The sequence below is a fragment of the Bradyrhizobium sp. genome, assembly GCF_049512235.1.
Classification (GTDB): domain Bacteria; phylum Pseudomonadota; class Alphaproteobacteria; order Rhizobiales; family Xanthobacteraceae; genus Bradyrhizobium.
On sequence record NZ_JBEKXH010000221.1, the window covers coordinates 1 to 10534 of the forward strand.

Genomic DNA, 10534 nt, shown 5'->3' on the forward strand with positions numbered 1-10534 from the left:
AGGATCCCGCCCGCACACCTGGCAATGAAGGACAAGCCTCTTCGGTATTCGCGCCGGCTGGTGGAAAGCCGGCAGAGACCAAAAAAGCCCGATCCGTCGTTGCTTTAAGTCGCGTCCCCCGTTGAGAACGAGGTGCGCCGGTTCGCCTCCGGCTGCCAGTCACGGTTGCAAGGAGCGAAGAGACCTTCAACGGCATCTCTTGAGAGAGATGCTGGCCTCCCAAGTCAGATGCGACTTGGGCGACCCTCGGTTCTTCGTCCCTTGGCGGCTGTCCGGCCTCTTGTCCGGATACCTACCGACTGACACACGACCACAGGCACGTGCGAAATTGGGCAAGAGTTGAAATAGGCGTTTTGAATCGGCTTCGCAAGATTTTTTTTAGGCTGCGGAGAAATTTGCCTAACACGTGCTTGCGGAGCATCACTCAGCGCCGCAAGCATCGCTCGAGGATGAACGAACGTTAAGTTTGCTTAACGAGGTGTCAACGATCCGCGTCGCGGTTTGAACGTTCATGCGCGAATTGCGCGGCCGCGCGCGGCTACTGACAGCGCATTAATGCAGGTGGCGTGCGGCTTTCTTTGAAAACTAGGCGCGGCGCGTAAACGGCTCGACGCGCTGTGCGGCGCGGATGAACGCCGCCATCACGAAGACGCCGAGCGCGAACAGCACGGCCTGCAGGATGTGCGCGCCGGTGTCGTCGAGGCCTAGCAGGATCGCCAGCGCCCAGCCGCCGGCGAATGCCGCGCCGAACACTTCGGCGCCGATCAGGATCGCGGCGCTGATGACGGTGACGACGCTGGGCCAGATGATCTGGCGGGAAGCCGGTGCCGAGGGTTCTGAACTCATCGAGCTGATATCCTGTTTCGGGCCGCAATCTCTCTGAAAAGGCCGCCGCTATCAAGCGCAAAAGGCCCAAAAAAGCCGGATCGCGTGATATAGCCTGGGTAACGCAATTGGCAACGAAATCGGAAAATCCTCATGTCAGAAACCCTGCAAACGGCGGCCGCGGCGCCAGCCCAGGTAAACCCGCTATTGAAGGCCTGGCAGACACCATTCGAGACGCCGCCCTTCGCCGAGATCGCACCGGAACATTTCCTGCCCGCCTTCGAGCAGGCCTTCGCCGATCACGCAGCCGAGATCGCCGCCATCGAGCGCGATCCGGCGGCGCCGGACTTTGCCAACACCATCACCGCGCTGGAACGTGCGGGCAAGCTCTTGTCCAGGGTTTCCGCCGTGTTCTACGACCTGGTGTCGGCGCATTCCAATCCGGTGCTGCTGGAGATCGACAAGGAGGTGTCGTTGCGGATGGCGCGGCACTGGAACCCGATCATGATGAACGCGGTGCTGTTCGGCCGCATCGCGCTGCTGCGCGACCAGCGCACCCAGCTCGGGCTGACATCGGAAGAGCTGCGGCTGTTGGAGCGCACCTATGTCCGCTTCCATCGCGCCGGCGCAGGCCTCGACAAGGCGGCGAAAGCGCGGATGGCCGAGATCAACGAGCGCCTGGCCCACCTCGGCACCGCCTTCAGCCATCATCTGCTCGGGGATGAGCAGGACTGGTTCATGGAACTCGGCGAGGCCGATGGCGACGGCCTTTCGGACAGTTTTGTCGCCTCGGCGAGGGCCGCGGCCAGCGAGCGCGGCATGGCCGGCAAGGCGATCGTGACGCTGTCGCGGTCCTCGGTCGAGCCGTTCCTGAAGAGCTCGAGCCGACGCGAATTGCGCGAAAAGGTGTTCAAGGCCTTTATTGCGCGCGGCGACAACGGCAACGCCAACGACAATAACGCCACCATCGTCGAGATCCTGAGCTTGCGCGAGGAGAGCGCCAGGCTTTTGGGCTATCCGACCTTCGCCGCCTATCGGCTGGAGGACTCGATGGCAAAAACACCGCAAGCCGTGCGCGGCCTGTTGGAGCGGGTCTGGAAGCCCGCGCGTGCCCGGGCGCTGGCCGATCGCGATGACCTGCAGGCGCTGGTGGCGGAAGAGGGCGGCAATTTCGCGCTGGCGCCGTGGGACTGGCGCTACTACGCCGAAAAGCTGCGGCAGCGCCGCGCCAATTTCGACGACGCCGCGATCAAGCCCTATCTTTCGCTCGACCACATGATCGAGGCCGCCTTCGACTGCGCCACCCGCCTGTTCGGGATCAGCTTTTCCGAACGCACGGACATTGCGGTGTGGCATCCGGACGTCCGGGTCTTTGAGGTCAAAGACAGCGCCGGCCGCCACCGGGCGCTGTTCTATGGCGACTACTTCGCCCGGCCCTCGAAGCGCTCCGGTGCCTGGATGACCTCGCTGCGCGAGCAGCAGAAGCTCGATGGTGACATCGCGCCCTTGATCATCAATGTCTGCAATTTCGCCAAGGGCGCCCTTGGCCAGCCATCGCTGTTGTCGCCGGACGAGGCGCGGACGCTGTTCCACGAATTCGGCCACGGCCTGCATGGCATGCTGTCGGAGGTGACCTATCCCTCGCTGTCCGGCACATCCGTGTTCACCGATTTCGTCGAATTGCCCTCGCAGCTGTACGAACACTGGCAGGAGCAGCCGCAGGTGCTGCGGCAGTTTGCCCGACACTACCAGACCGGCGAACCGCTGCCGGACGATCTGTTGCAGCGCTTCCTGGCGGCGCGCAAATTCAACCAGGGCTTTGCCACGGTCGAGTTCGTCTCCTCGGCGCTGCTCGATCTGGAATTCCACACCCAGGGCGCCGCGGCGAGCCGCGACATCAGGGCATTCGAGCGCCGGGAGCTGGAAAAAATCGGCATGCCCGCCGAAATCGCGCTGCGGCACCGGCCGCAGCAATTCGGGCATATTTTCTCCGGCGATCACTACGCGGCGGGCTATTACAGCTACATGTGGTCCGAGGTGATGGATGCCGACGCGTTCGGCGCCTTCGAGGAGGCCGGCAACATTTTCGATCCCGCGACAGCCAAGCGCCTGCACGACGATATCTATTCCTCGGGCGGTTCGCGCGATCCCGAAGATGCCTATATCGCCTTCCGGGGCCGCGCGCCGGAACCCGACGCGCTGCTGCGCCGCCGCGGCCTTCTCGAAACGCCCGAGGCCGCCTGAGGTGAGGGTCGCAATGCGCCGGTTGCTGGTGTGGCGGCTGCTGGCCGGCGCGCTGGCGTTTGGCGCGACCCCGGCGCTGGCACATCCGCACGTCTGGATCACCGCCACCAGCGAGTTGATCTATGCCCCCGACGGATCGGTATCAGGCGTGCGCCACGCCTGGACCTTCGACGACATGTATTCGAGCTACGCGCTGCAGGGCATCGAGAGCAAGACCAAGGGCGTCTATAGCCGCGAGGAACTCAGCTCGCTGGCGCAGACCAATGCCGAGTCGCTTAAGGAGTTCGGCTTTTTCACATTCGCCAAGGCCGACGGCAAGAAGCAGAAATTTGAGGAGCCGGTCGACTATTATCTGGAATACAAGGATGCGGTGCTGACGCTGCACTTCACGCTGCCGCTGAAAACCCCGGTGAGATCCAGAGAGCTTGTGGTGGAAGTGTTCGATCCGGAGTTTTTCATCGACTTCAAGTTCGCCGAGAAGGACCCGGTCAGGCTGGTCGGCGCTCCCGTCACCTGCCAGATGAAATTCCAGCGGCCCAATGACGGCACCGCCAATGCCCAGAAGCTCGGCGAGCAGAATTTCCTCAGCGGCGATAATTCGAACTATGGCGCGATGTTCGCCAACAAGATCATGGTGGATTGCCCGTGAGGCCGGACTCCCGTTGCAGCCTCGCGCGCGGCCTTATGATCGGCGCCGCCCTGGTGAGCGTCCTGATCCTCGACAGCATGGTTCACGCCCTGATGGCGCAGACGCCGTTCGGCGGGCCGCGCCCAGGAGGCGCCGAGCCGCAGCTCGGTGGCATCGTCGGTTGGCTCTTGGCAAAGCAATCGGAATTTTATCGCGAAATGTCCGCGACCATTCGTGCCGCGAAGTCCCAGGGGTCGGCGGTCTGGACGCTGCTTTTGATCTCCTTTGCCTACGGCATTTTCCACGCCGCCGGCCCCGGCCACGGCAAGGCGGTGATCTCGTCCTATCTGGTGGCCAACCAGGAGACCGCGCGGCGCGGCGTCGCCTTGTCGTTTACGTCCGCCATGATGCAGTCGCTGGTCGCGGTGGTCATTGTCAGTGTCTGTGCCTGGCTGCTCAATGCCACCGCCAAAACCATGTGCGGGGCTGAGAAGGCGATCGAGATCGCAAGCTATGGCCTGATCACGGCGTTCGGCGCCCGGCTGGTCTGGACCAAGGGCGGCGGATTCATGCGCGCGCTGCAGGCGCGGCCGGCGCCGGCGATCGCCGAGGCCGTGCATCATCACGGCCACGACCCTCACCATCGTGACCATCATCATGACGACGACCATGTCCATGACGCGCATTGCGGCCATTTCCACGGCCCGGCGCCGAGCGAACTTGCCGGTCCCGGCGGCTGGCGGCGGGGCATGGCTGCGATTTTCGCTGTCGGTATCCGGCCCTGTTCGGGGGCGATCCTGGTTCTGGTGTTCGCGCTGGCACAGGGGCTGTTCTGGGCGGGCATTGCCGCAACCTTCGTGATGGGGCTCGGCACCGCGATCACGGTGGCGGCCATCGCCGTCCTGGCGGTGTCCGCGAAAGGGCTGGCGCGGCGCCTCGGTGGCGCCGGCGAAGGCGGCGGCGCGCTCTTCATGCGCGGCGTGGAATTCGGCGCGGCGGGGCTGGTGCTATTGTTCGGCGCGGGTCTTTTGTTCGGCTACATCACCGCCGAGCGCGTGACCTGCTTTTGAGCCCGTTCAGCCGGGAAGGTAGTTCCGGATCAGCGGCAGGAAGAAAATTCCGATATTGATCGTAAAGCCGATATTCCACAGGATCGACCTCAGCCTCGGGCGGTCACCCAGATAGGTGAAGACATAGGCGATCCGCACGATCAGAAACAGCAACGCCAGTTCGTTGATGCGGCTCTGTGGCGCGGCGTGAAATTCCGCCAGCAGCACGGCGACAGCGAAGAACGGGAAGCTCTCGATGCCGTTCTGGTGCGCCCCCAGCGCGCGCGCCCGGATCGGGTCGGCGTAAAAGCTGGGGTCGCGCGGTTTGGCGTTGTTGAAGCTGCGAAAGCCGATCCATTTGACCGGCACGATCGTCAAGAGATACACCATCAGCGTTCCGAAAACGCACCATTCGGCGACTGTCATGGCTCCCCCCACGCGGCAAGCAACAAGTGACAGTACCGAAAGCGCCATTATCTTGACAAGGATTGTGCAACGCGCGAAGCCACAGCCCTGATGACAGCAGTGTTTCCCATCGAGAAAGCAAAGGCTGATGCCGAGGTGAGACCTCAGCGCGTCGGCGTGCTGCTGGTCAATCTGGGCACCCCCGACAGCGCCGATGCCAGGGGCGTGCGCGTCTATCTCAAGGAATTCCTTTCCGATCCCAGGGTGATCGAAGATCAGGGACTATTGTGGAAACTGGTGCTGAACGGCATCATCCTGCGTACCCGTCCGGCCCGCAAGGCGCGCGACTACCAGAAGATCTGGAACGCCGCCAACAACGAATCGCCGCTCAAGACCATCACCCGCGCTCAGTCCGACAAGCTCGCCGCCGCCATATCAGACCATGACCATGTCCTGGTCGATTGGGCGATGCGCTACGGCAACCCGTCGATAACATCGCGGATCGAGGCACTGTCCGCGCAGGGCTGCGATCGGCTGCTGGTGGTGCCGCTCTATCCGCAATATTCCGCCGCGACGTCCGCGACCGTGTGCGACGAGGTTTTTCGGGTGTTCAGCGCCATGCGCGCGCAGCCGACCCTGCGCGTGACGCCGCCCTACTACGACGATCCTGATTATATCGAGGCGCTCGCCGTCTCCATCAAGACCCATCTGGCGAGCTTGCCGTTTCAGCCCGAACTGATCTTGGCTTCCTTTCACGGCATGCCGCAGAAGTATATCGCCAAGGGCGACCCCTACCAGCGCCAATGCATCGCCACCACAAGGGCGCTGCGCCAGCGCATGGGGCTTGAGCCCTGGAAATTGATGCTGACGTTCCAGTCGCGTTTCGGCTTCGACCAGTGGCTGCAGCCATACACCGACCAGACCATCGCGCGGCTGGCCAAAGACGGGGTGCGGCGCATCGCGGTGGTGATGCCCGGATTTTCCGCCGATTGCCTGGAGACGCTGGAAGAAATCGCGCAGGAAAACGCCGAGATCTTCAGGCACAATGGCGGCGAGCAGTTTGCCGCAGTTCCCTGCCTTAACGACAGCGAGCCCGGCATGGACGTGATCCGCCAACTGGTGCTGCGCGAGCTGCAGGGCTGGATATAATCGTTTTCCCGAGATCTCGCTATCACGCGCTTCGAACCTTACATCCACGACTGGCGACCAAGTCAGGGTTTGCCGCGCTGGGCCGCGGGGCGAAGGCGTGACGTTTCGTACCATGATGCCGCCGAACCTGATCGCGATGCAATCCGACCGGAGGACGCTCTAATCCCTTTGGTTGCTCCACCGTTCGGCAAAGCGGTGCAGCGGTAGGAAGGTTTCCAGTAATTCCCGGCCCAAGGCGGTGAGGCAATAGCCGCTCGCAGGCTCAAGTTCGACCAGCTTCACCCGCCGCAGCTCCGACAGCCGGGTCTGCAGCACGGTGGGCGAGGCGTCGTCGCAGGCCGTGCGCAAGGCGCGTGACGTCAGCGGCTGTTCGCGCAGCTCCCATAGGATCCGCAATGTCCAGCGCCGGCCCAACAGGTCGAGCAGCACCATGATCGGCCGGCCCGAGGTCGAGCCGCGCACGCGTTTCTTCATGACTGAGGCCCGTTTCGGCATCGGAGTTTCCCTTGCGCATTGCTACAAATAGTGTAGCGTACCGCTACGTTTATTGTAGCACAGGAGCCAGCGATGTCCCGTATTCCAGGGCTTGAGCCGCCTTATGCACCGGAAATCCAGCGGCAATTCGACCGCATCATGCACGGGGCGCCGCCGCTGCGGCTGTTTGTTGTCATCGCCGGCAATGCGCGGGCCTGGGAGAAATTCCGCGCCGGCAGCCTGTTGGACGGCGGCCCCTTGTCGCTGCGTGAACGTGAGGTCGTCATCGACCGCACCTGTGCGCTCGCGAATTGTGAGTATGAATGGGGCGTGCACGTCAAAATATTTGCCGATGCGGCGGGCCTGACCGAGGCGCAGATCCGCGCCACGGCACTCGATGGCGCGGATGCACCGTGCTGGTCCGAAAGCGAGCAGGCCCTGATCACGGTGGTCGACGCTTTGCACGCCCGCGCCACGCTCAGCGAGGCGGAATTCAAGGCGTTGTCGGCGCACTACAACGAGGCGAAAATCTTCGAAATCGTTCTGCTCTGCGGCTTCTACCGCACCGTGTCCTATCTGGCGAACGGGCTCGATCTGCCGCTGGAGGAAAACGCGGCGCGGTTTCCGGTGGCGGCTTGACCGCCGTCATTCCCCGATGCGCAATTGCGCATCTGAGGAGGTGCCTTGGGTCGGCTATCGCCGGCTTGAGGCGCAGGCTCGGAATCGATAACCCCGGATCGTGGTAGTGGGTTCCGGCTCGCTCGTTTGACTCGCGCCCCGGACGACAGTCATTTTGTGAATGGCGGCCGCCAGCCTACGCCACGCCTGCCCTCAGCACGTCGTGGACGTGGACGATGCCGACCGGCTTTTTGGCCTCGGCGACGATCAGGACGGTCACCGCGGGTTTGGACGAATTCAGCGTATCCAGCATTTCGGTGGCAAGCATGCTTGGAGGAATCGTCCTCGGATTCCTGGTCATCACCTCGTCGACCAGAGCCGTCATCAAATCAGGCCGCATGTGACGGCGCAGATCGCCGTCGGTGATGATGCCGGCGATCTCGCCGCCGGTGTCGACGATGCAGACGCAGCCGAATCCCTTCGACGACATCTCCACCAGCGCGTCCGACATTCTGGCGCCGAGTGGCTTTACCGGGATGGCGTCGCCGGTGTGCATGATGTCGCGGACGAATTTCAGCATCGCCCCGAGCTTGCCGCCGGGATGGAAATTGGCGAACTCAAGCGCCGTGAAGCCGCGGCCTTCGAGCAGCGCGATGGCGAGCGCGTCGCCGATCGCCGCCTGCATCAGCGAAGAGGTGGTCGGCGCCAGATTGTGCGGACAGGCTTCGCGCGCCCTGGGCAGCTCCAGCACGATGCGCGCGGCGGCGCCGAGCGAGGAGCCGGCATTGGACGTCACCGCGATCATCGGAATCGCAAAGCGGCTGGAATAATTGACCAGGTTTTTCATTTCGGGCTGCTCACCCGACCACGACAGCGCGATGATGACGTCATCCGTCGTGATCATGCCGAGATCGCCGTGGCCGGCCTCGGCCGCGTGCACGAAGAAGGCGGGAGTGCCGGTGGAGGCCAGTGTGGCGGCGATCTTGCGCGCGACATGGCCTGATTTGCCGAGCCCGGTGACGATGACACGACCTTTTGCAACCAGGATCAGGTCGACCACGGCCGCGAATGCCGATCCGAGCGAGCCCTCTAGCGCCGCGACAATGGCGCTGATGCCGCTGCCCTCGGCATCGAGCGTGCGCAAGGCCGACTGCACGGCTGAGTTCGCCTGATCGGGTCCGGATGATGTTGGCATCAGCGGTTTCGGGTTTGGCATGAATGATTCCCAGAGGTGGCGGGCCATCGCTTTCGCCCGGCTGTCCTTAGCACGGCCGGTTTGGCGAGGCGACGCGACAGCGGCGGCCTTCAACTGCCCATTAACCATACTTGTTTTAACTCCATTAACGACGTTTTCCGCTCCGCGCTCGCGCGGGCGCCGTGCCGTTCGTCAAGTAATTGAATCTGCTGGAGTATTGTTATCGTGAAGCCGGGTCCAGCCAAGGGCCGCCGCAGCCGCGCAACGAGCCTTGGCGCGGTTTTGGCATGCCTTGTGTTGATTGCATTCGCGCAACCCGTGGCGCGCGCCCAAACCCTCACCCCCGGCCTGTTTCCCCCGCTACGCAACGGGCTTGCTTTGCCGCAGCAACCGCTGCTGCGCGGCACCAGCGACAGCATCGCGGACACGACCGGGGATCAGGCCAACGCTGCGAGGCAGGGTGATCCGGACACGCCCGCGCCATCGCGGATTTTCCATATCCCGACCTACGACCAGGCCGCCGCCAGCGGCGCGTCGGACACCGGCTTCGATTCGCTCAATCGGTCGCGCAAAAAGACAAAATTCCTGCCGGGGCAGCCGAGGCCGAAACCACCACCGGGTCCAGGCAGCCCGGTGCCGCTGACGCTGATGCCAGCCGCCGCCTCGACGGCGACGCCGCCGATCGCGCTACCGCCGTCCGCGACTGCGAACAAGCCGCCGATCCCGCCCGCGATGGCCGGCACCGTCGACGGCCAGCCGCCGCGCAAGCGCCTCAAGGTCGATGACGATCCGTTCGGCGAGGTCGGCGATCACGGCGGTGGATTTCTGGTCAAATCCGCGGTCGAAATCTCGGGCGGCTACGACACCAATCCCGGTCGCACCTTCATTCCCCGGGGCTCGCCGTTCTACGTGGTGGCGCCGGAAGTTTTGGCCGTCTCCGACTGGGAGCGCCACGCTGTTGTCGCCGACCTCAGGGGATCGTTCATGGGCTATGGCACTACCTTTCCGCCGACAATCGACGGCGCCATCTCGACGGCGCCGACCAATGTCGACCGGCCGGATTTCACCGGTCATATCGACGGCCGCCTCGATGTCACCGAAGACACCCGCCTGACCTCGGAACTGCGCTTGAGGGTTTCAACCGACAATCCCGGCAGCCCGAACATCCAGGCCGGCCTCGCCAGATACCCGATCTATACGACGGTCGGCGGCACCTTCGGGTTCGACCAGAATTTCAACCGGCTGAATATCGCCGCCGGCGGTACCGTCGATCGCACCGTCTATCAGGACTCCACCCTCACCGACGGCACCACTGCCACCAACGACGACCGCAACTTCACCCAGACCGGCGGCGTCGGCCGCCTCAGCTACGCCGTGCTGCCGGGGCTAGAACCGTTCGCGGAGGTCGAGGGCGACAGCCGCGTGCACGATTTGCAGCTCGACCGGTTTGGCTATGCGCGCGATTCGAGCGGCGGCTACGCCAAGGCCGGCAGCTCCTTCGAATTTTCGCGGCTCTTGACCGGCGACATCTCGGTCGGCTACGCATTGCGCGATTATGTCGATACCAGGCTGGATCGGCTGCAGGGCCTGCTCACCTCGGCCTCGCTGACCTGGAGCGCCACGCCGCTGACCACGGCAAAATTCTATTCCGATACCTCGATCGACGAGACCACGTTGCCCGGCGTCTCCGGCGTGCTGACCCATATCTACACCGTCGAAATCGATCACGATTTCCGCCGCTGGCTCACGGGAATCGGAAAATTCACTTACGGCACGCTCGACTATCAGGGCGATGGCAGGCACGACAAGACTTACTCGGTTTCGGGTGATCTGATCTACAAGATGACGCGCAATATGTGGCTCAAGGGCACGCTGCGCCGCGACTGGCTCGACTCCAATATCGCCGGCAACAGCACCAATTCCACCGTCGTCATGCTCGGGGTGCGA

Annotated in this window: 10 protein-coding genes; 6 read left to right on the plus strand and 4 right to left on the minus strand. The window is 63.6% G+C overall.

Annotated elements, in window-relative coordinates:
- Window positions 1–585 precede the first annotated feature (585 nt).
- Complete coding sequence (locus ABSG20_RS20015) at window positions 586–846, minus strand: hypothetical protein (protein ID WP_423866246.1); 261 nt, start codon at window positions 844–846, stop codon at window positions 586–588.
- 132 nt (window positions 847–978) lie between these two features.
- Between ABSG20_RS20015 and ABSG20_RS20020 the strand changes: the two genes are divergently transcribed.
- The 3 genes from ABSG20_RS20020 to ABSG20_RS20030 are packed head-to-tail and all read left to right on the plus strand — an operon-like array spanning window position 979 to window position 4767.
- A complete protein-coding gene (locus ABSG20_RS20020; protein WP_423866247.1) occupies window positions 979–3069 on the plus strand; it encodes a M3 family metallopeptidase in 2091 nt (696 codons plus the stop codon).
- Between the two features lie 13 nt (window positions 3070–3082).
- The gene (locus tag ABSG20_RS20025) at window positions 3083–3718 is read left to right on the plus strand and encodes a DUF1007 family protein (RefSeq protein WP_423866248.1); all 636 of its coding nucleotides are present in this window, start codon (window positions 3083–3085) and stop codon (window positions 3716–3718) included.
- Window positions 3719–3753: 35 nt separating this feature from the next.
- On the plus strand, window positions 3754–4767 hold the full coding sequence (locus tag ABSG20_RS20030) for a nickel/cobalt transporter (protein WP_423866255.1): 1014 nt from the start codon (window positions 3754–3756) through the stop codon (window positions 4765–4767).
- 6 nt (window positions 4768–4773) lie between these two features.
- On the opposite strand, the gene ABSG20_RS20035 is transcribed toward ABSG20_RS20030, so the two are convergent.
- Window positions 4774–5172: an MAPEG family protein gene (locus ABSG20_RS20035; RefSeq protein ID WP_423866249.1), complete on the minus strand. Its 399-nt coding sequence runs from the start codon at window positions 5170–5172 to the stop codon at window positions 4774–4776.
- A gap of 90 nt (window positions 5173–5262) precedes the next feature.
- Here ABSG20_RS20035 and hemH point away from each other — a divergent pair, with 90 nt between their 5' ends.
- Complete coding sequence (gene hemH / locus ABSG20_RS20040) at window positions 5263–6300, plus strand: ferrochelatase (RefSeq protein WP_423866250.1); 1038 nt, start codon at window positions 5263–5265, stop codon at window positions 6298–6300.
- 159 nt (window positions 6301–6459) lie between these two features.
- Here the strand turns inward: hemH and ABSG20_RS20045 are convergent, their stop codons facing one another.
- Window positions 6460–6795, minus strand: a complete 336-nt coding sequence (locus tag ABSG20_RS20045) for a winged helix-turn-helix transcriptional regulator (protein WP_423866251.1) — start codon at window positions 6793–6795, stop codon at window positions 6460–6462.
- Window positions 6796–6867: 72 nt separating this feature from the next.
- Between ABSG20_RS20045 and ABSG20_RS20050 the strand changes: the two genes are divergently transcribed.
- On the plus strand, window positions 6868–7413 hold the full coding sequence (locus ABSG20_RS20050) for a carboxymuconolactone decarboxylase family protein (protein ID WP_423866252.1): 546 nt from the start codon (window positions 6868–6870) through the stop codon (window positions 7411–7413).
- A gap of 175 nt (window positions 7414–7588) precedes the next feature.
- Here ABSG20_RS20050 and ABSG20_RS20055 read toward each other — a convergent pair whose 3' ends face one another.
- On the minus strand, window positions 7589–8608 hold the full coding sequence (locus ABSG20_RS20055) for a KpsF/GutQ family sugar-phosphate isomerase (protein ID WP_423866253.1): 1020 nt from the start codon (window positions 8606–8608) through the stop codon (window positions 7589–7591).
- 204 nt (window positions 8609–8812) lie between these two features.
- Here ABSG20_RS20055 and ABSG20_RS20060 point away from each other — a divergent pair.
- Window positions 8813–10534 (plus strand): outer membrane beta-barrel protein (locus ABSG20_RS20060; RefSeq protein WP_423866254.1); only part of this gene is annotated, 1722 nt, incomplete at its 3' end.

What these genes read in the sequence shown, in the direction of transcription:
- ABSG20_RS20015 (WP_423866246.1), bottom strand. Translation starts at nt 846, where the DNA reads ATGAGTTCAGAACCCTCGGCACCGGCTTCCCGCCAGATCATCTGGCCC.
- ABSG20_RS20020 (WP_423866247.1), top strand. Translation starts at nt 979, where the DNA reads ATGTCAGAAACCCTGCAAACGGCGGCCGCGGCGCCAGCCCAGGTAAAC.
- ABSG20_RS20025 (WP_423866248.1), top strand. Translation starts at nt 3,083, where the DNA reads ATGCGCCGGTTGCTGGTGTGGCGGCTGCTGGCCGGCGCGCTGGCGTTT.
- ABSG20_RS20030 (WP_423866255.1), top strand. Translation starts at nt 3,754, where the DNA reads ATGATCGGCGCCGCCCTGGTGAGCGTCCTGATCCTCGACAGCATGGTT.
- ABSG20_RS20035 (WP_423866249.1), bottom strand. Translation starts at nt 5,172, where the DNA reads ATGACAGTCGCCGAATGGTGCGTTTTCGGAACGCTGATGGTGTATCTC.
- hemH (WP_423866250.1), top strand. Translation starts at nt 5,263, where the DNA reads ATGACAGCAGTGTTTCCCATCGAGAAAGCAAAGGCTGATGCCGAGGTG.
- ABSG20_RS20045 (WP_423866251.1), bottom strand. Translation starts at nt 6,795, where the DNA reads ATGCCGAAACGGGCCTCAGTCATGAAGAAACGCGTGCGCGGCTCGACC.
- ABSG20_RS20050 (WP_423866252.1), top strand. Translation starts at nt 6,868, where the DNA reads ATGTCCCGTATTCCAGGGCTTGAGCCGCCTTATGCACCGGAAATCCAG.
- ABSG20_RS20055 (WP_423866253.1), bottom strand. Translation starts at nt 8,608, where the DNA reads ATGCCAAACCCGAAACCGCTGATGCCAACATCATCCGGACCCGATCAG.